At 61.4% G+C, this 18,881-nt stretch carries 13 protein-coding genes and 4 pseudogenes; 7 read left to right on the top strand and 10 right to left on the bottom strand.

Annotation, left to right across the window (positions count from 1 at the left end):
* Genes IHE39_RS24935 through IHE39_RS24955 form a run of 5 tightly spaced genes read right to left on the bottom strand, consistent with a single transcriptional unit; the run spans position 1 to position 6,189 of the window.
* On the bottom strand, positions 1 to 1,218 hold the full coding sequence (locus IHE39_RS24935; RefSeq protein WP_192568364.1) for a phosphoglycerate kinase: 1,218 nt from the start codon (positions 1,216 to 1,218) through the stop codon (positions 1 to 3).
* Entirely contained in the window at positions 1,215 to 2,225 is a 1,011-nt protein-coding gene (gene gap / locus IHE39_RS24940; protein ID WP_192568365.1) for a type I glyceraldehyde-3-phosphate dehydrogenase, read from the bottom strand. The genes IHE39_RS24935 and gap overlap by 4 nt, the downstream gene beginning before the upstream one ends.
* 4 nt (positions 2,226 to 2,229) lie before the next feature.
* Positions 2,230 to 4,245 carry a transketolase gene (gene tkt / locus IHE39_RS24945; RefSeq protein ID WP_192568366.1) on the bottom strand — a complete coding sequence of 672 codons (2,016 nt, stop codon included), beginning with the start codon at positions 4,243 to 4,245 and terminating at the stop codon, positions 2,230 to 2,232.
* A gap of 12 nt (positions 4,246 to 4,257) precedes the next feature.
* Positions 4,258 to 5,133 carry a phosphoribulokinase gene (locus tag IHE39_RS24950; RefSeq protein WP_192568367.1) on the bottom strand — a complete coding sequence of 292 codons (876 nt, stop codon included), beginning with the start codon at positions 5,131 to 5,133 and terminating at the stop codon, positions 4,258 to 4,260.
* Positions 5,134 to 5,145: 12 nt separating this feature from the next.
* Positions 5,146 to 6,189 carry a class 1 fructose-bisphosphatase gene (locus tag IHE39_RS24955; RefSeq protein WP_192568368.1) on the bottom strand — a complete coding sequence of 348 codons (1,044 nt, stop codon included), beginning with the start codon at positions 6,187 to 6,189 and terminating at the stop codon, positions 5,146 to 5,148.
* Positions 6,190 to 6,308: 119 nt separating this feature from the next.
* Between IHE39_RS24955 and IHE39_RS24960 the strand changes: the two genes are divergently transcribed.
* Complete coding sequence (locus tag IHE39_RS24960) at positions 6,309 to 7,244, top strand: LysR family transcriptional regulator (RefSeq protein ID WP_192568369.1); 936 nt, start codon at positions 6,309 to 6,311, stop codon at positions 7,242 to 7,244.
* A gap of 209 nt (positions 7,245 to 7,453) precedes the next feature.
* Here the strand turns inward: IHE39_RS24960 and IHE39_RS24965 are convergent.
* Positions 7,454 to 7,639 (bottom strand): annotated as a pseudogene (locus IHE39_RS24965) (RES domain-containing protein); the annotation flags it as partial.
* A 528-nt stretch (positions 7,640 to 8,167) separates the two neighbouring features.
* On the opposite strand from IHE39_RS24965, the pseudogene IHE39_RS24970 reads away from it, so the two are divergent.
* From IHE39_RS24970 to IHE39_RS24985, 4 genes and pseudogenes are all read left to right on the top strand, one after another.
* Positions 8,168 to 9,722: pseudogene (locus IHE39_RS24970) on the top strand (ISL3 family transposase).
* Between the two features lie 116 nt (positions 9,723 to 9,838).
* Positions 9,839 to 10,189, top strand: a complete 351-nt coding sequence (locus tag IHE39_RS24975) for a transposase (RefSeq protein WP_192568371.1) — start codon at positions 9,839 to 9,841, stop codon at positions 10,187 to 10,189.
* Entirely contained in the window at positions 10,087 to 10,983 is an 897-nt protein-coding gene (locus IHE39_RS24980; RefSeq protein WP_192568413.1) for an IS3 family transposase, read from the top strand. The genes IHE39_RS24975 and IHE39_RS24980 overlap by 103 nt, the downstream gene beginning before the upstream one ends.
* Positions 10,984 to 11,045: 62 nt before the next feature.
* Positions 11,046 to 11,729, top strand: a pseudogene (locus IHE39_RS24985) (AAA family ATPase); the annotation flags it as partial.
* Between the two features lie 124 nt (positions 11,730 to 11,853).
* Here IHE39_RS24985 and IHE39_RS24990 read toward each other — a convergent pair.
* The gene (locus IHE39_RS24990) at positions 11,854 to 12,978 is read right to left on the bottom strand and encodes an RHE_PE00001 family protein (RefSeq protein ID WP_192568372.1); all 1,125 of its coding nucleotides are present in this window, start codon (positions 12,976 to 12,978) and stop codon (positions 11,854 to 11,856) included.
* Between the two features lie 285 nt (positions 12,979 to 13,263).
* Between IHE39_RS24990 and IHE39_RS24995 the strand changes: the two genes are divergently transcribed.
* On the top strand, positions 13,264 to 14,214 hold the full coding sequence (locus IHE39_RS24995; protein WP_192568373.1) for a recombinase family protein: 951 nt from the start codon (positions 13,264 to 13,266) through the stop codon (positions 14,212 to 14,214).
* Between the two features lie 11 nt (positions 14,215 to 14,225).
* Here the strand turns inward: IHE39_RS24995 and repC are convergent, their stop codons facing one another.
* The 3 genes from repC to repA all read right to left on the bottom strand — a co-directional run bounded on the left by repC (position 14,226) and on the right by repA (position 18,098).
* Positions 14,226 to 15,566: a plasmid replication protein RepC gene (gene repC, locus IHE39_RS25000; RefSeq protein WP_192568374.1), complete on the bottom strand. Its 1,341-nt coding sequence runs from the start codon at positions 15,564 to 15,566 to the stop codon at positions 14,226 to 14,228.
* A 157-nt stretch (positions 15,567 to 15,723) separates the two neighbouring features.
* Entirely contained in the window at positions 15,724 to 16,734 is a 1,011-nt protein-coding gene (gene repB / locus IHE39_RS25005; protein ID WP_192568375.1) for a plasmid partitioning protein RepB, read from the bottom strand.
* A 179-nt stretch (positions 16,735 to 16,913) separates the two neighbouring features.
* The gene (gene repA / locus IHE39_RS25010) at positions 16,914 to 18,098 is read right to left on the bottom strand and encodes a plasmid partitioning protein RepA (protein WP_192568376.1); all 1,185 of its coding nucleotides are present in this window, start codon (positions 18,096 to 18,098) and stop codon (positions 16,914 to 16,916) included.
* A gap of 478 nt (positions 18,099 to 18,576) precedes the next feature.
* On the opposite strand from repA, the pseudogene IHE39_RS31175 reads away from it, so the two are divergent.
* Positions 18,577 to 18,822, top strand: a pseudogene (locus tag IHE39_RS31175) (acyl-homoserine-lactone synthase); the annotation flags it as partial.
* Positions 18,823 to 18,881: the final 59 nt, after the last annotated feature.

Here is an 18,881-nt window from a genome sequence, read left to right on the forward strand (position 1 = left end):
TCAGGCGATCTCCGGATTTGGAACTCTGTTGCGTAGCACCTCGATGCCGGGCAGGCTGCGGCCTTCGAGCCATTCCAGAAAAGCGCCGCCTGCGGTCGAGAGGTAAGTGATCCGGTCGGCTACGCCGGCGGCTGAGAGCGCCGCGGCCGTATCGCCGCCGCCGGCAATCGTTACCATCGTGCCTGCTTGCGTCAGAGCGGCGGCGCGGCGCGCGACGGCGAATGTACCCGCAGCGAACGGCTCGACCTCAAAAGCTCCCAGGGGGCCATTCCACAGCAAAGTGCGGCACGAAGCCAGCAGGTCGTTTATGCGGGAGATCGTATTGGCTCCAACATCCAGCGCCATTCTATCCGGTGGGATGGCGTCAACGGAAACCTCGGCACGCGCGGCGCTACTGTCGAGACTGGTCGCTACAACTACGTCGTCGGGCAACAGGATCTTACAGTTGCTGGCCGCCGCCTTTGCCATGATGGTTTTGGCGATATCGACGCAGTCTGGCTCATAGAGAGAGCGCCCAACCTTCAAGCCTTGAGCAGCGAGAAAGGTGTTGGCCATGCCGCCACCGATAATCAGATGGTCCATCAGCGTGACCAGTTGGTCTAGGATGGCGATCTTCGAGGACACCTTGGCGCCGCCCACCAACGCCGCCACGGGCCGCGTCGGGCTCTCTAGCGCCGCCTGGAGAGCTGCAACCTCCGCCAACAGGGAAGGACCGGCATAGGCGGGCATCAGCTGCGCGATGGCATGCGTCGAAGCGTGAGCCCTGTGCGCACAGGAAAATGCGTCATTGACGTATATATCGCCGTTGATCGAAAGACGCAGCGCGAAGGACCGGCTGTTTTGCTCTTCGCCTTTGTGGAAGCGGAGGTTTTCCAGAAGCTGAATCGTGTCTTGCTCGTGGTGCGACGAGGCAAGTTCAGCGACCGTGCCGACGCAATCCGGTACGAAGGCTACCTTGCGCCCTGTCGCCGCGGCCAGTGCCGGCACCAGCGGTCGGGTGGAGTAGATTGGATTCGGCTCGCCGGCGGGGCGGCCGAGATGCGTCATCACCACAACCTTCGCGCCGCGGTCGATCAATGCATCGACGGTTGGCGCGAAGCGGTCGATGCGTGTCGTGTCCGCAACCTTGCCATCGCGCAACGGCACGTTTAGATCCGCGCGGATGAGGACGCGATGACCGGCGACGTCGGCCGTGCCGATGTCGACAAGCGCGCTCACAGGACACCGCCGATCGCGACCGCCGTGTCAGCCATTCGGTTGGAGAAACCCCATTCGTTGTCATACCAGGACATCACTCGTACGAACTGCCCGTCGATGACCTTCGTCTGGTCGAGCGCGAACGAAGAGGATGCAGGGCTGTGATTAAAATCCGATGAGACCAATGGCTCGTCGACAATCGCCAGGATGCCGGCCATCGAACCCCGCGCGGCGGTCTTCATCGCCTCGTTCACTTCCTCGACAGTCGTTGGGCGCACTGGCACGAACTTGAAGTCCACCACCGAGACGTTGGCTGTCGGAACACGAATGGCAACGCCGTCCAATCTGCCCTTCAGTTCCGGGAGCACCAAGCCGACCGCCTTGGCGGCGCCCGTCGAGGTCGGTATCTGAGACAGCGCGGCAGCGCGGGCGCGATAGAGATCCTTATGCAACGTGTCGAGCGTTGGCTGGTCGCCGGTGTAGGAATGGATCGTCGTCATGAACCCGCGTTCGATCCCGACGGACTCGTGCAGAACCTTGGCGATCGGCCCGAGACAGTTGGTTGTGCATGACGCGTTCGAAAGCACGATGTGCTCGGCCGCGATTCTGTCATGGTTGACGCCGTAGACGACGGTGAGATCGGCACCATCAGCCGGCGCAGAAACCAGCACACGTTTGGCACCGGCGGCCAGATGTGCGGAGGCCTTCTCTCGCGTAGTGAAAAGTCCTGTACATTCGAGCGCAATGTCGACGCTAAGTTCGGCATGTGGCAGCTCAGCAGGGTTGCGAATCGCGGTGACCCGGATCGGCGCATGGCCGTCGATCCGCATTGTATCGCCTTCGACAACGACCCGCGCCGGAAACCGGCCATGCACGCTGTCGTACCGCAACAGATGTGCATTGGTTTCCACTGGCCCGAGATCGTTGATGGCGACCACTTCAATGTCGGTCCGTCCCGATTCCAGGATGGCACGCAGGATGTTACGCCCGATGCGGCCGAAACCGTTTATTGCAACCCTGACCGGCAATGCCTCAATCCTTCTGAATGATTGCGAGAGCGGCTTCGGCGATCGCTTCGGCCGAGATACCAAAATGCCTGTAGAGATCGGCCGCGGGGGCGCTAGCGCCGAAGCCGGTCATACCGACGAATACGCCGCTCTCGCCGATCCAGCGGTCCCAACCATGCCGGGCAGCGGCCTCGATCGCGATGCGCGGTGCCTTGCCGAGGACCTCGGCGCGGTAGTTCTCGTCCTGCTCCTCGAACAACTCCCAGCAAGGCATCGAGACAAGCGCTGCGCGGACTTTATGTTGGTCGTGCAACAGGTCGGCGGCTGCGCGGGCTATTTCGACCTCCGATCCGGTGGCAATCAGCGTCACGTCACGCCGCCCGACCGACTCTCGCATGAGATAGGCGCCCCGAGCCGAGCGGTTGCCCTCGGGAACGATTGTGCGCAGCATCGGCAGGTTTTGCCGAGACAACACAAGTACGCTGGGACGCTTCTTTTCCCCTAGCGCCAGTTCCCAACATTCCGCCGTCTCAATGATATCAGCGGGTCGGAAAACATTCAGATTTGGCGTGGCGCGCAACATCGCCAAGTGCTCTATCGGTTGATGCGTCGGGCCGTCTTCGCCGAGCCCGATCGAGTCGTGGGTCATCACATAGATCACCCGCTGGCCCATCAGGGCCGAGAGCCGCATCGCGCCGCGTGCGTAGTCGGCGAAGCAAAGGAACGTGCCGCCGTACGGGATAAAACCGCCGTGCCGCGCGATGCCGTTCATCGCCGCCGCCATGCCGTGCTCGCGGATGCCGTAATGGATATAGCGACCGGAGAATTCGCTTGGCGCGATGCGCTCCATGCCGTTGGTGATCGTTAGGTTGGAGTGGGTCAGGTCGGCCGACCCACCGACTGTTAGCTCCGTGGCAGCGTTGATGACGGCAAGCGCCAGCTCCGACGCCTTCCGCGTAGCAACTTTCGTCGCCTTCTCGAAATGCTCCTTACGGAAAGCATCGAGATCTTCGAACACAGCGTCCGGAAGCTCGCCGGCCACTGCGCTTTCGAACTCTTGGCGGCGCGGCGATGTCGCCAGCTTGCTTTCCCATGCCACGCGAGCGGCTCGGCCCCGATCGGCAGCCGCGCGCCAGCTGCGCAAGATCTCGTCAGGAATTTGGAAAGGCGCGTGGGCCCAGCGGATGTTTTTGCGTGTTGCGGCGATCTCGACATCGCCGAGTGGCGCGCCGTGGGTCTTTTCCGAGCCGCCGAGATTGGGGGCGCCCTTGCCGATCGTCGTGCGGCAGGCGATCAGCGAGGGCTGTTCCGCGCGACGCGCCTTTTCGATCGCGTCGGCGACGGCCTCCATGTCGTGGCCGTCGATGCGCTGTACATGCCAGCCGGCTGCGGCAAAGCGCGCCGCCTGGTCCGTCGACGTGGAAAGCGAGGTCGGGCCGTCGATGGAAATCGAATTGTCGTCCCAAAAGACAATCAGGCGATCGAGCCGCAAATGGCCGGCCAGATCGATCGCCTCGTGGCTGATGCCTTCTTGCAGGCAGCCGTCGCCGGCGATCACATAGGTGTAATGGTCGACAAGTTCCGCGCCGAACCGAGCCGCCAGCATGCGCTCAGCCAACGCCATGCCGACAGCTGTCGCAATTCCCTGCCCAAGAGGACCGGTTGTGGTCTCAATGCCTCGGGCATGACCGTATTCGGGATGGCCAGCGGTTCGGCTGCCAAGTTGACGGAAGCGCTGCAGCTCCTCAACAGGCATATCCTCATAGCCAAGCAGGAAGTGCAGCGCGTACTGCAGCATGGAGCCGTGGCCGGCCGATAACACGAAGCGGTCACGGTCGGGCCATTCGGGTTGAGAGGGGTCAAGGGTTATAAAACGATTGAACAAGACGGTGGCGACATCGGCCATACCCATCGGCATGCCCGGATGGCCAGAACTGGCCTTCTGAACTGCATCCATTGCTAACGCACGGATGGCATTCGCCATGTCGACTTCGGAGACCGCCAGTTTGGCGACGGACGGGATGACGGTTTTGGTGTTCATGGGGCTCCCTCCTCAGGTAGCGACTCGGCGCCTGCGTTCGATCAGCTGTAGGATGAGCGGGGTCAGGATCAGTTGCATGGCCAGGTCGAGCTTGTTGCCCGGCACAACAATCGAGTTGGCGCGGGACATAAAACTGTCGTGGATCATCGACAGCAAATAGGGGAAGTCGATGCCGCGCGGATTGGCGAAGCGAATAACCAGCATCGACTCGTCCGGCGTAGGGATCCATCGCGCGATGAACGGGTTAGAGGTGTCGACGATCGGCACGCGTTGGAAATTGATGTTGGTCAGCGCGAACTGTGGAACGATGTAGCGGACATAGTCCGGCATGCGGCGCAGTATCACGTCTACCACCGCCTCCGTCGAATAGCCGCGGGTGGCGCGGTCGCGATGAATCTTTTGGATCCACTCTAGGTTGATAACTGGCACGACGCCGATCTTCAGGTCAGCGTGCTTGGCCAAATCCACCTTGTCGGTCACGGCGCAGCCATGCAGTCCTTCATAGAACAGCAGGTCGCTTGCCGGAAATTCGCGCCAGTCGGTAAAAGTGCCGGGTGGCGCGCCAAAGAGCTTGGCCTCGTCCTCGTCATGGATGTAGGTGCGGGTCTTGCCACTGCCGCGACGGCCATATTCCTCGAATACGCCTTCGAGGATCGCTAGTTCGTTGGCCTCCGCGTTGAAATGGGTGAAGTTGGGATTGCCCTTCTTCTCCTCCTCCGCGACCTTTTCTTTCATGCCGGCGCGGTCGTAGCGGTGGAAGGCGTCGCCCTCGATGAAGGCAGCTTCGATCTTCTCGCGCCGGAGTATCTGCTCGAAGATCCGCTTCACCGACGTCGTGCCAGCCCCTGACGAGCCTGTGATCGAGATGATGGGATGCTTGGCTGACATGGTTCTTCTCGCTCAAGCTCGGAAAAGGCCGCGATTGCCGAACAGCGGCGCCCGATCGGCAATCGTGCTGGGCTCAGTATGATAGCGGCTGATGCGTTCCACTTCCCTGGCGGAACCGAAGACGAACGGGACGCGCTGGTGAAGGCTGGTGGGGGTAATGTCGAGGATTGCACGCACGGAGTCAGTGGCACGGCCCCCAGCCTGCTCGATCAACAAGGCAATCGGGTTGGCCTCGTACACGAGCCGCAGGCGCCCGTTTCCATATCCTGGACGAGCGTCTCCAGGATAAAGAAAGATCCCGCCGCGCATCAGAATGCGATAGGCATCGGCAACCAGCGAGGCGATCCAGCGCATATTGAAGTTCTTGCCGCGCGGGCCATCTTCCCCCTTGAGACAATCGTCGACATAGAGCCGCACGGCTTCGTCCCAATGGCGATAGTTTGAAGCGTTGGTCGCGAACTCCTGTGTCCGCTCGGATATTGTTAAGCTTTCACGCGTCTGAACAAAGGTGCCGAGACTCTGCGAGAAAACGAAGACATGGGTGCCGCTGCCAACCGTCAGGACGAGTGCTAGTTGCGGACCGTAGATGAAGAAGCCCGCTGCGAGCTGTCGGTTACCGGACTGAAGAAAGAAGGCGGCCGGATCGGTATCCGGCGCGCCAGTCGCAGGGAGGAGCGAGAATATAGTGCCGATGGAGACATTGACGTCGATATTGGACGACCCATCGAGGGGGTCGATTGCGAGCGCGATGTGGGCTTCGGCGTTGATTGCGACCGGATCTGTTCGCTCTTCCGATGCGACGCTCCGTATCGGCGCGTGCCGCATGGCCTCGATGAACGTCTCGTCGGCATAGAGGTCAAGTTCCTTTTGCGCGTCGCCGTCCGCGTTGACGGTTCCCTTGCTGCCGCCGAAGGCACGATCGAGCGAACCCGTTCGAATTGCGTGGTTTATCTTGATTGCCGCATCGGCCAGCGCAGCCACGGTTGCGAGAACATCGGCGTTGTGGCCGCCACTTTCCTGCGACAACAGAAATGCGTTGAGTGTCGGCGCGCTCATACTTCTCCTCCCGATCAGCGATGGGTCACCGCCTAGATCGACGTCACCCAATCAGAGGAATTTTGATGAGTAAACTTTAATCCATTTACATCCGAAGTTAGTTTTGCTTACTATTCGGTATGCGCAACGTTACCCTTCGCCACTTCAGGATGGTCTCCGCCATACACATGGAAGGTAAAATCGTAAGCGCAGCCAAGGCGTTAGGGTTAACTGGGCCGGCGGTGACGTTGCAGCTCCAGCAGGTTGAAGAAGCGATTGGAATTCAACTTTTCGAGCGATCCGCGCACGGGATGCGTCCGACTGACGCAGGCCTCGTCTTCATTAAGGCCGCGCATGCTGTCGATGAAACAATGCGGCTGCTTCAGGAAGAGATTGATGCCGTTAAGGGTGTGAGAAAGGGGCATCTCATCATCGGTGCTGTCTCGACGGCAAAGTACTTCGCGCCACAAATTATCGCAGGTTTCAAGAAGGAGTATCCCAACATCGACCTTAAGCTGGTGATCGGAAACCGCGCAGAGACGATCGCCAAGCTAAAGGATCATGTCTTCGATATCGCGCTGATGGGACGGACCCCGCCGGACCTGCCGGTCGAAGCCCGGGTGTTCGGCGACCACCCCCTGGTGATTGTTGCGCCCCCGGACCATCCGCTAGTGGGCGCGAGGGACATACCAAAGGCGAGAATCGCGGAAGAGCACTTCATCGTGCGCGAGGCGGGCTCGGGCACGCGCCTGTCGTTCGAGCGGTTTCTCGCCGACATTCCGGGGCTGGTGGAGGAGCCGGGGACGGAGATGGATTCCAATGAAACAATCAAACAGGCGGTCATGGCTGGCCTGGGCGTTGCGTTCATATCGGCACATACCGTCGCATTCGAGGTAGAAGCGGGACGAATGGCCGTTCTGGACGTTGTCGGCGTCCCAGTTCGCCGACAATGGTTCTCAGTAATCCGGAGCGATCGCATCGTGACGCCCGCCATAAGCGCCTTCCGCGACTTCCTGGCGCTCAAAGGAGCCAGGTTCCTGCCTGTTCTGGGTAAACTCTATCCCGCAGTCAAATAGGGCTCGACGCCCTCGGGCGAGGTTTTAGGATGTCAACGGCCTGAGCGGTCAAGATGAAGGGTTTGGGGTCGGCATTGTGATGCTCCAAGTAGGCCTCGATGGCGGTCGTCAGATCGGTCACGCTTCAGAAGACGCCGCGCCGGATGGCGTACTCGCTACGCGTCGGTTTTGCAGAATGTCGACAACCTGACGGCGCTCCAGATCGACGATCATCGTGCCGTAGCCATTCGGTTGTCCTCGAAGAGATGGCTCTGCAACTCGATCAAATCTGACGACAGAACGCGATCGAACAGCGCATAGCAGATCTCCCCATTGTTGTGACGCGATCGGTAGGCCACGCCCTCGAGAGAGGGAAAATCGTTGTGGAGATCGAGCGCCAAGGCCCTTGAAGGAGCATAGTCGTCACTGGCACTTAGCTCTTTTCCATCCGTGGTCCGCTCGCCTCAATCAGAAGCATGGAAGCCGACCCCGGTTTTTTCTCCGCCGCGGAGGGCCGAGGAAGATGGACCGAGATTTGCAACGCTCGATCTGCTAGAACATAATATGAACATGCAGCATCGTCCATCGTACAGAAAGCAGCAGACATGGACCAAGCCCGTGACGACCTTATCGAGCGTCTCCGAGCTGACGAAGCGCGGCGCCTCGGCCGAGAAATTGGCCAGACAACTTATCGCTCCACGGATCACCCATCACTGCGAGATCATCGAGACTGGCAACGAGTCCTGGCGCTTCAAGAACCGATCTCAAAGCTAAAGCCGGGGCGCCCAACAAACGCGCCCGACCGGGCTGCGCAACCCCGACCAGCTCCACCCGGTCGGGCGCTCACCGTCGTGCTCTGCAAGGGGGGTCAAAATTGGGCTCTGACTCAGATTTGATGATTTTGCATGGCGGATTGGTGCTGTTTCACGAGGGGAATCAGCGCCATGGCGAACATATTGAGTTTGTCGTCCCTGATCCCGGCCGGATTGGTTGTCGAGCGTTCCGCCGAGGAGGAGGGGATGTTGGTGGTTTCGGCACGTTCGGTCGCCGCGTCGGCAATGCCCACTCTGTGGGCGCGTTTCCGTCCGCGTCCACAGCCGATACGTCAGGACCATCGCGGACCTGCCATGTGCCGGCAGGAAGGTCAGGCTTCGGCTGACCGCCCGCCGCTTCGTTTGCGAGGCGACGTTCTGTCGGCGACGCATCTTCGCGGAGCGGTTCGAAGACGATGTGGTCGCCGAACGCTCCAGGCGAACGTCGCGTCTCGAGTGTCTCGTTCATCATCTCGGGCTGGCGCTTGGCGGTAGGCCGGCCGCCGGCTTTGCCAGGCGGCTGATGGTGCCGGTCAGCAACGACACGCTGTTGCGGGTGGTGCGGCGTCGTGCCGGTCTGCCTTATGATCGTCTGAACGTCATCGGCATCGACGATTGGGCGTGGCGTCGAAATCATCGCTACGGAACCATAGTATGCGATCTGGAGCGGCGGCGCATCGTGACGCTCTTGCCCGATCGCGAGATCGCTACCGTGCAGGCGTGGATCGCCAATCATCCCGAAATCGCGATTGTCTCGCGCGACCGCGGCGGCGGTTATGGCGAAGCGGTGACGAAGACGTTGCCGGAGGCGATTCAGGTCGCCGACCGCTGGCATCTCATGGAGAATGCAAGTTCCGCCTTCCTGGACGCCGTGCGGAAATCGATGCGCCCGATCCGGGCCGCGATCGGCGCAGCCACGATTGATCCCGACTTGCTGACCTGCGCGGAGAGGCTGCAATACGAGGGATTCCTGCGACGCGAGGAAATTAATACCGCAATCATGAAGCTCGCAGGCGAAGGCATCGCAATCAAGGAGATCGTGCGCCGCACCGGCCACAGCCGGAAACTGGTCCGACAGGTGATGCGCGGCGAGAGGACGGATATCTTCCGGGTTCGGCAGAGCTCGCTTGAAGCGTACCTGCCGATGCTCGACGAGTGGTGGAGCGCGGGTTGCCGCAATGGCGCCGAGCTCTGGCGACGCCTGACGTCCAAGGGCTTTCGCGGCTCGCTCCGCGTAGTCGGCGAGTGGGCGACCCGCCGCCGCCGCGCCGAGCGGGCATCCGAACAGCAACTTCGCAAAGTGCCGTCGGCCAGAACCATCGCGCGATTGATGACAACGGCTCGCGATCACCTCAGCAAATCCGACTCGGTGACCATGGCCGCCGTCGGGGCGGGCGTGCCCATGCTGGTCGAGGCCCGCTGTCTCATCGACAGGTTCCAGGCGATGATCCGGACGAAGGCCGCGAGCGACCTGGACGCTTGGGTAACGGAGGCCACCACGAGCCTGATTGCGTCTTTCGCAAGCGGCATCACGCGCGACCGCGCAGCCGTCCGCGCCGCCATCATCGAACCCTGGTCGAACGGGCAGACCGAGGGTCAGATCACGAAACTCAAGCTGGTGAAGCGCCAGATGTATGGTCGTGGAAAGCTCGACCTCCTGCAAGCCAGACTGATCGGCGCGGCATGATCATCGGGATTGCGTCAGAGCCAAAATTGGACGCCGATCTGGAGTGGGCCCCTCGGGCCGGACGATTAGAGCGGAAATGATTTGACCCTGCGCCGGGCTTTCGAAGGATGGAAGCCATGGCAAGACACCGATCCCACAGCGTCGAATTCAAGCGGCAGGTTGTGCAGGAATATCTGGCCGGCGAGACCTTGCATGGCTTGGCGAAGCGCCACGACATCTCCCGCAACCTGATCCGGATCTGGGTCGACAAGTACGAGGCCGGCGCATTCGATGACGACGCACAGGCCGCTGACCTGGTCCAGGCCTACGAGGCGCGGATCGCCGCGCTCGAGCGCCTGGTCGGCAAGCAGGCGCTCGAGCTGGAATTTCTAAAGGGGGCTCAACGCTTCGGACCACGGCCGAGAAATGCACCCATGTCCGTCGTCGCCGGCCCCGCGGTCTCTCCGTCTCGGAAGGATGCCGTCTGATGGGGATCGCGCGCTCCACCTACTACGACAAGCCGAAGCGAGCCGTCGACGACACCGCCTTGGTCGAGGCGATGCACGCCCTCAAGGACGAGTTCGAAGTTTATGGATGGCGGCGGATGCAGGCGGCGCTCGGCCAGCAGGGATGGGTCGTGAACCACAAGAAGCTTAAGCGACTGATGCGCGAGCAAGGGCTCAATGCCCGGCGCCGGCGCCGCTACGTCACGACCACCGACAGCGACCACGACCAGCCGATCTTCCCGGACAGGACGAAAGACATGATCGTCGACGGTCCTGACCAGCTCTGGGTGGCCGACATCACCTACGTCGCCGTAGCCGTCGGCTTCGTCTACGTCGCCGTCATCATGGACGCCTGGTCCAGACGGATCATCGGCTACGCCATGAGCCGGCGGATCGACGCGCGGCTGACGCTGGCGGCGCTCGACGCGGCGATTGCCCTGCGCCAGCCGCCGCCCGGTTGCGTGCACCACGGCGACCGCGGGTCGCAATACGCAGCCGAGAAGTACCGCGACCGCCTTCGCGAGGCGAGGCTCGTCGGATCCATGGGGCGGCGCGGCAATCCGTACGACAACGCGATGATGGAGAGCCTGATGAAGACGCTGAAGGTCGAGGGCGTCTACCCGCTCGACTTCGAAACCGCCGAGGAGGTCGCCGAGCAGCTCCCGGCCTTTATCGAGAAATACAACGCCAGGCGCCTTCACTCATCGCTTGGCTACCTGAGCCCAGAACAGTACGAGAAGCAGCACGCCCGGCCGCCGGTCAAAAACGCCGCCTGAAATCGTCCGGCCCGAGGGGCCCACTCCAATCCGGGGTCAGTTTTGGGTGCCGATTGACAGGTCTGATAGACCTCAGGAAAGCCGGCGCGTTTCGGGGAAAGGGAACGCTGCTGCAGAAAGCAAATGAGGTGATGAAGGACGCATGGGAGACCGGGGATTCACACGCCGTCGTCGCCGCAATGGCGGAGTTCCGACGGCTCTATCAAAAGGACCTGCTGGATCATTCCCCGGTCGCGCACACTGACCAGACGGAATTCCGCGCCTGGTCGAAGCGCTTTGCGCAATGGCTGTTCAGCACCGATCATATCGCGATCCGCTATGGGATCGATTACGATGGTGTCGACATCCGCAAGCTGTCGCCGGGCACCCGCGGCATCGTGCTCCTGCTCCTCTATCTAGCGCTGGACGACAGCGATAACCGGCCGCTGGTGATCGACCAGCCCGAGGAGAACCTCGATCCCAAGTCGGTTTTCGATGAGCTGGTCCACCTTTTCATCGAGGCGAAGGTCCACCGCCAGGTCATCATGGTCACGCACAATGCAAACCTCGTGATCAACACCGACGCGGACCAGATCATCATCGCCGACGCGGGACCGCATCCGCACGGCTCCCTGCCGCCGATCTCATACAGGTCGGGCGGATTGGAGAATGCAGATATCAGAAGGGCGGTCTGCGACATCCTAGAGGGTGGCGAAGGCGCATTCCAGGAGCGAGCGCGAAGGCTGCGCGTGAGGTTGGAGCGATAAGGGTGGACGTCAACGATTTGGTTGTGCACCCACATTTCGAATCCGCTGGCAAGCGCTGTGGCGGCGACGGCGATCCTTGTCAGCGCGGAAGGGGTGCCGCCCGAAAGAGTGCACATTCACCATCTTAGACGATCCCCCATGCGCGAAAACTCCCCTTCCCCGTCAACTCACGCAGGTTGAACGCGCCGACGAGATCGAGCGCGCCTTGTCGCGAGACCTTCAGCTCCTCCTGGATCATGCTGGTCGACACCAACGGTCGCGACAGCACGAGGTCGAGCAGTGCGGGGAGTTTCGAGGTGGCGCGGCGACCGCGGAGCACGCGTTCCATCTGTTCCTTGGCGAGCAGGAGACGGTCGTGCTCCTTCAGCCCGGTGCTCGCCGCCTCGCATATGGCGTCGATCCAGGCAAGAAGCCGATCGGTTCGGTTGTGGGCGCGTCGGCGCTCGCGGGGAATCTTTTGCGCGCCGAGATGCAGGCATGGCAGATGATGGACGGCAGGGCCTTCCTGGCGCATCAGAGCAGCCACCAGAAGAGGTCCAATCCAGGCACCCCGCTGAAGTACCTCTATGTCGTTCCACGCATCGAGCAGCAGCGCGGCACGCAGCACGACGGGCAGATGCCGCGTCCGATCCAGCGCATCGCGCCATTCGGCGAGCCGGCCGCCCTCGTCCCAATCCTCGTCGAAAAACACCGACAGCCGGTTATCGTCTTGCGGAACCCGCCGCAGCGGCACGGCGGCGCCGCTGAGGATTTTGGACGAACGCGCCAGCAACGCATCGATCTCCGCGAATTCCCGGGTCAGCGCATCGTCTTCGGGCACCTCAGCCGCCGTCGCGGGCGCGGCTTTCGTCAGCACGCCCCCCTCCCCTTCCCGGCCATCTACCGATAGGTCCACGCCGGACCCATCCTGCCCCGTCAGCTCGCGCAGGCCTTCCCGCCCGAAGACCCAGTCGCAGGGCTGGGAGAGGATACGCCGTCGCTTGCGCAAGACGGCGTGTGCCCTGGTCAGTTCGTGGGTCGGTGAACGCTGATCCATCTGAGCGTCGTGGAAGACCAGATCTTCAAGGTGGACGAGCTCGCCTTCGATCCATAGAGCGGCGGTGGCGTCGTGGAAGTGCGAGCGCTCGATCCAACCCTCGCGCACGGGCGAGCGTGCCAGGCGCTCATCGAGGCGCACCAAAGTCGCGGTTGCCTCTCCGGTCGGCCGAATGAGGGCTTCCAGAGGCAGATTGCCGATTTCATAAGCCATTGTTTTGGCTGTATCTGATTTGCGATTGTCAAGCCAGTTCCCATTTAACTTGACCTGTCGGGGATTATTTCGACGACCACCACGTCATGCATTAAGGAGTTCCGCCGTGGTCTGTACAGCCACGCAGCCCAGACACGAGGGGAGCGCGAAAACCGCGCATTTCCGGCATCTGCCGGCCGGTAGCGATGGTGCAAAGTCCCTCAAGAGACGTTTACAAATGATCGGTTATCCTTATCCTCTGTGTTTGGAAAAGCTGCTCCGAAAACACACTCTCAGGCGCTCCGGATGGCCGCTGACACGCAAAATCGCGCTTCCCGTCGACCACAGGGCCGGCTTATCGGCTATGCGCGCGTCTCCACGGACGAACAGACCACCGAAGCGCAGGAGATGGAACTGCGTGCCGCCGGCTGCGAGACCATCGTCCAGGAGCATGGCTCCGGCGCCTCGCGCGCCCGCCCTGCCCTCGCCAGGCTCGTCCGCGAAATCCCCGCCGGCGATACCCTGGTCGTCGTGCGTCTCGACCGCTTGGCGCGCTCGGTCAGCCATTTGCTCGAGGTGATTGAGGATCTGACCGCCCGGAATGCCCATTTTCGCTCGCTGCGGGATCCGATCGACACCACAACGCCGCAGGGCATGTTTTCGCTGCAGGTCCTCGGCGCCGTCGCCCAACTCGAGCGCGCGCTGATCTCCGAACGCACCAAGGCTGGGATTCGCGCGGCGAAGGCGAAAGGCAAGCTTCCAGGCAATCCCGGAATCCGCGAGCGTCGGCCGGAGGCGCTGGCGAAGGTTACGGCCGCCCAAAGGGCCGCCTTTGGCGCGCGCATTCAAGCCACCGCCAGCCAGTGGCTTCCCACGGTGCGGCGGATGCGGCCCGACAACACGTGGGACGACATTGCGCGAGTGCTGAAGCAGCGCGGTCTTGACTGGACGCCGGAACGCCTCCGCCGCGCTGTGAAGTGGCTGGTCGCCGAGCATCTCGCCGATGCTCGCCTGCTCAGGAAGTCCCCTCCCCGCCTGCCCGAAGACCGGCTGATGACCCTGGTGGCCGGCATCCATGCCTCGAACCCGGCCCTGACGCTGCGCGAGATCGCCGGCCAGCTCGAGCGCTTGCATGAACGGACTCCCCGCGGCGGGTCGAAATGGTCGCCCTCCTCCGTCAAAAACCTCATCGACCGAGCGCGCCGATCGGGGCTCATCGCCGACGCGGCCGCGAACGTGGGCGCATCCGCCGGGTAGCTGGGACCTCGTCACCAGCCCTTTTTCTTCATGCTGTCACGCAGCGCGCTGCTGATCTCCAGCGAACCGGCGTCTCCCCTGGGTTCGGCGCCCTGCCCTGCAGGCGAGCCGCCAGCCGCGCCTGACGCGGCCGCCTTTTCCAGCTCGCTCATCCTGGCATTGAGCAACGCCGTAATCATCGGCCAGACTGAGAATTTCTGCTGGCGGGCACGCTCCACCAGATCGCGCAGATAACCGCCACGGCTGCGGATGTGCTCGGCCCGTTGCAGGATCGCGGCCAGCACGATCGCCGCATGCTGCGGACTCATGACCTCGGCCGCTTCCTGCCAGGCGCTTGGGCTGATCCCCATGCTCGGCCGGGCTCGATCGGCGGCGGCGCCAAGATCTCGCCAGGTCCGGATTTGCCCACCCTCGGCGTAGTGCACGATATCCGGGCAGGCGCTCAGCACCATTCCCAACGGCAGATCCCGTCTTGGCAGGCTGCGCACATTGTCGGCATGCTCGGCGCTGCCGCTCGCTTCATTCTTTTTTCGTAAGCCGCTTTTAATTTCACCGGTAGGATTAAAGTCTGGGTTTGAATTCTGTATGTGGCGCTCAGAATGAGACTCATTGGCGTTCGAATCTTCTGATTTGACGAATGTTTCCAACGTCTGGTGGACGTCGGCCCATAGATCTTCCAATTCATCGGCGAGCGCCTCGAGCGCCTGTCGTGGCGCTGTCCGCGGAAGCCGGGCAATGATTGCCTCATAGCGGCGCTGAAAGGCCCGCCAGTTGCCGGGCACGTTCTCGTTGATCCCGGCATCGATCATCTTGGTCACGTCGCGCCGGCAGATGGTCAGCCGCTCCTTGACCACCCGGAATGCTTTGCGCTCGGCAGCGACGGCTTCTGCTAGCTCCCGAAACTCCGCGGCACGCGCCAGGATCGGCGCGAGATCGAATCCGTAGGCCTGCTCGATCGCTCCGCCCTGCCCTTTCCGAGCGAAGCGTTTGCCGTTGGGGCTGTCCCTGCGGATGACAAGCCCCGAAGTCACCAGATTGGCGAGATGACGGCGCAACGTGGCCGGCGACATGCCGTTGGCCCTACGGATGAGCTGCTCGTTCGACGGGAAGACTATCAGGTTGCCCTCCCCGCTGAGTTCCTCGTCGCGATGGAACGTCAACAAGGCGTTGAGGATGGCGAGAGCGCGATCGGTAGCACCGAGCACCTCCTTGGCCTCGCGAATGTCCCTAAACACCCGCCATTTGGAAACCGTGGCGCCCTGATCTATCTTTTTGGCCGTTACCTGGCTTGAAATCAGGCCAAGCGTCATCGGCCGCCGCCCAAAGGGCGTCGTTGCGGTATGCGTCTGCATTCCCTTTACCTTTTGTTAGGCAAAAGAAATCCGCTCGCCGAAACGGCGCCGAGTCACGAAGACTCTTGACGGTGATTCTCGGAAATGCGATTCTCCAGTTGCGACACTATGAGAAGGGCTTCCGGAACCTGTTTCGGGGGCCTTTTTCTTTTGCGGGCTACTCTCCGTTGGTTCTCGTGTCGTCTTGCTGCCGGAACTCCTCGTAAAGTCGATCGAGGTGCTTCGTCAGGTAGTCTCCGAACGCTCGCGCGTCGGGTCCCCTTGCCTTCAGAGCAAGAGTGAACTTCTTTCCCTCAGCAACGGTCTCGGCTGCTAGGCGGCCATCTGCTGGCGTCCAGGCACTGCGGGCCACGGTGGGTTTTTTGCCCGTTTCAGCCCTGGTGGCTTTGAGATGAGTTGCTAGTGCCTCGAACCGTTGGTCGCTCGGCAACGCGGCGATGGACGTCGACGTGACGAATTGGAGCGCCTTGTCCAAGTTACTCGGTTTGTCGAGCAGCAGTTTGAGGTCGTACCAGCGGTCCCGGCCGATCCGGGCCGCGCGCCCAATGCCCTTCAAGAGTGGTTCGGGCAAACTGGCAACCGCGAGCATCTTTGACAGCGTAGATTTGTCGGCACCCAAGGCTGCCATGACCGTCGAATGGTCATCATCAAACTGGCGATTGACGATATCTGCGGCGAACACTGCCTTCTCAATGAATGAGGTGTTGGCGCGACCGTTGTTCTCTTGGCCTTGCGCGATGACATGTTCACGGTCAGTCATCTGCTTGACGACGGCCCGCACCTTGCGCCCGAGCCTGACGGCCGAGAGGCGCCGCAAATGGCCGAAGACCAGCATGTAGCGGCCTGGCTGTTGCGGATGTGGCCTGACCAGAACGGGCGTGTCCTGCCCGCGCTCACGCACGGCCGCCACGACGCGTTCAAGCTCGTCTCGATAGTCGTCGCCCTCAAGAGAGAAGCGGTCTTTGGCAAAGGAGTCGTCTATCAACGCAGGGTCTAGCTCGACGATTGTTTCGCCTTCGAGCAGCTTACCGGCGTAGGCTGCCATCTCGTCTATCGAACTCAACAGGGACCGGGTCGCACCCTTGGCTGCGTAGTCGAGAACCGCGCGGTTTTCGGGAGGCGTGTCATCGCTGGTGAGCAGGCTTGCAAACGGGTTCTTTCGTGCCATCTAGCACCCCCAATCCGTTAGTGCATTGATCCGCCATGCCTTTTTAGTGCTTTTTACGGCCGTCAACGCGGCCATTTTGGTTTCCACGCTGGCAACGGGCGCTCCATGATTGCTCTCACGTCGCGAAGCTAGCCCTTTGAAAGCTCTCGCCTTTTCTGGAGTTTTTACGGCCGACAACTTCATAGCCGTCCCCACGCCCGGTGAATCAGCCCCTGGATCTCGAAGTTGACCGCGTCGAGACTCTCGATCGCACGGTCATACGTGTCCCGATTGAAATTCGCGCGCTCGACTTCGTAGAGCGATTGCTTGGTGAGGCCGGCGTCCGAGATCGCCGTCGATTTGAGCATAGGGTTCTTGAGGATGTCCTCGGCGAGCATGGATTGCATGAAGCCAAGCATCTGCGCCTGCGGCACATCAGTCGGTTCGAAACGGGTAATGAGATATCGGAGCCAGTCCAGGTTGAAGTTAGCCCCGGCCTTCTTGATAGTCTTGGCGATGTTGCCGAGCATGAGCAGGAACTGGCTCATTGACATGAGATCCAGCATCTGGGGATGAACGGTGATCAGGACCGACGTCGCGGCGCTGAGCGCCGTGAGAGTCAGGTAGCCGAGCTGCGGCGGACAATCGATGATGACCACGTCATAGCGATCATCGACGGTCTCGAGGGCCTTTCCGAGTCGAGTGAAAAAGCGTTTGCCTTCCTGTGACGTCTGCATCGCAAGCGGCGTCTCGTACTCGTACTCCTGGAGTTCAAGGTTCGCGGGGACGATGTCGAGGAGCGGGAAATTTGTCGCTTGGATAACGTCGGTGAGCGGCCTTGGGTCGTCGTAGCGGATTGAGTCGTAGAGCGACGGATTCTTGTCGAGCTCCGGCTGGAAACCATGCAAGGCTGACAAGGAGGCCTGAGGGTCGAGGTCGACAGCAAGGATCCGATGCCCAGTGAGCGAGAGGTGTTGTGCGAGATGCGTCGCCGTGGTCGTTTTGCCGGAGCCGCCCTTGAAATTGACAACGGCAATGATTTGCAGCTTCTCTCCCGCCTTGCGGCCAGGCACGTATTTTTTGGCGTCAGATCTGCCGTTCTTGTCGAGATAGTGCCTCAGTTCGACAATTTGTTGTGCCGTGTACGAGCGCCGCCCGCCGCCGCCGATCTGTGGGGTAGGGCCCTTGCCCTCGAGATGCAGCCGTTTGAGATTGTTGGGGGTCACGCCGAGATAGTGAGCGGCTTCTGCCATGCCGAACGGACGCAACGTCTTCTCGGCATTTGGCGGAAACTTCTCCATGCGCAACTGATCGAGCTTGCGGGAGATCTCCGCGCCCTGGGCGAGAATCCTGTCGTCAAACTCAAAGGAGGGCAGCGCGTCCATCTCGTTTCCGTCGCAAGAGAAAATAGCGCCAACTTGAGACAACGCGCCGATTTAGCGCCAGTATGTGCGATTCCTACGATACGGCAAGAGAATTTGCGTTAACGAAACCTTAATGCCAACCCTACCCACTCCCGTGCCTGCACTCAGAAGGAACGCAATTTTCTAGAAATATCAATACGTTACTAAACTCAGGGGAACTGCTGCGGCGAAGTCCACACTCACACTTCTATTAGGGTACGCTCACCTGCCGCCGGTGCTCGGCCCGTCGAGTCACGACCAAACGCTGCAGAATCACTCATAGTTTCACTAGTCGCGAGGTTAGCCCAAATCGGGCCACTTGCCCCGGTTCCCAACCAAACCGGAGCAAAGCGGATGCGGGTATTAGCGATCTCGACGGCGGGATACAGAGGTGCCGACGACCTCATCGACTCGATGCACCTGTTGCGTGCGCGGATCTGGATCTCCCGAGGCCGGTCGAATGAGACATCGAAGTTTGGCAGGGGAGGGGGTCGACGAATTCGATCCCAAACGCCCCACATACATCCTAGCGACACCATCTCGTCACGTGGTGGGATACGCGTTTCTGCTGCCTGCGACTGGGCCGACCATGGTCTTGGTCCTGTTTCCCGATCTCGAGCGGACCGGGCCTGCTGCTCCCTCATGCAGCGATGGTCGAAAGTTCTCGCTTCTGCGCCTATACCTCGCTGGAAGCGGGGAGGGCAGGGGGGTTGCTGCACACCACGTGACGCTCGCTATGTTTGTGACGATCATCGATTGGTCGAA

Origin of the sequence: Aminobacter carboxidus, assembly GCF_014863355.1 — a bacterium.
GTDB lineage: Bacteria > Pseudomonadota > Alphaproteobacteria > Rhizobiales > Rhizobiaceae > Aminobacter > Aminobacter carboxidus.

Coding starts and splice junctions, on each gene's coding strand:
- tkt (WP_192568366.1), bottom strand. CDS start 4,245: ATGAACACCAAAACCGTCATCCCGTCCGTCGCCAAACTGGCGGTCTCC.
- IHE39_RS24950 (WP_192568367.1), bottom strand. CDS start 5,133: ATGTCAGCCAAGCATCCCATCATCTCGATCACAGGCTCGTCAGGGGCT.
- IHE39_RS24955 (WP_192568368.1), bottom strand. CDS start 6,189: ATGAGCGCGCCGACACTCAACGCATTTCTGTTGTCGCAGGAAAGTGGC.
- IHE39_RS24960 (WP_192568369.1), top strand. CDS start 6,309: ATGCGCAACGTTACCCTTCGCCACTTCAGGATGGTCTCCGCCATACAC.
- IHE39_RS24975 (WP_192568371.1), top strand. CDS start 9,839: ATGGCAAGACACCGATCCCACAGCGTCGAATTCAAGCGGCAGGTTGTG.
- IHE39_RS24990 (WP_192568372.1), bottom strand. CDS start 12,978: ATGGCTTATGAAATCGGCAATCTGCCTCTGGAAGCCCTCATTCGGCCG.
- IHE39_RS24995 (WP_192568373.1), top strand. CDS start 13,264: ATGGCCGCTGACACGCAAAATCGCGCTTCCCGTCGACCACAGGGCCGG.
- repC (WP_192568374.1), bottom strand. CDS start 15,566: ATGCAGACGCATACCGCAACGACGCCCTTTGGGCGGCGGCCGATGACG.
- repB (WP_192568375.1), bottom strand. CDS start 16,734: ATGGCACGAAAGAACCCGTTTGCAAGCCTGCTCACCAGCGATGACACG.
- repA (WP_192568376.1), bottom strand. CDS start 18,098: ATGGACGCGCTGCCCTCCTTTGAGTTTGACGACAGGATTCTCGCCCAG.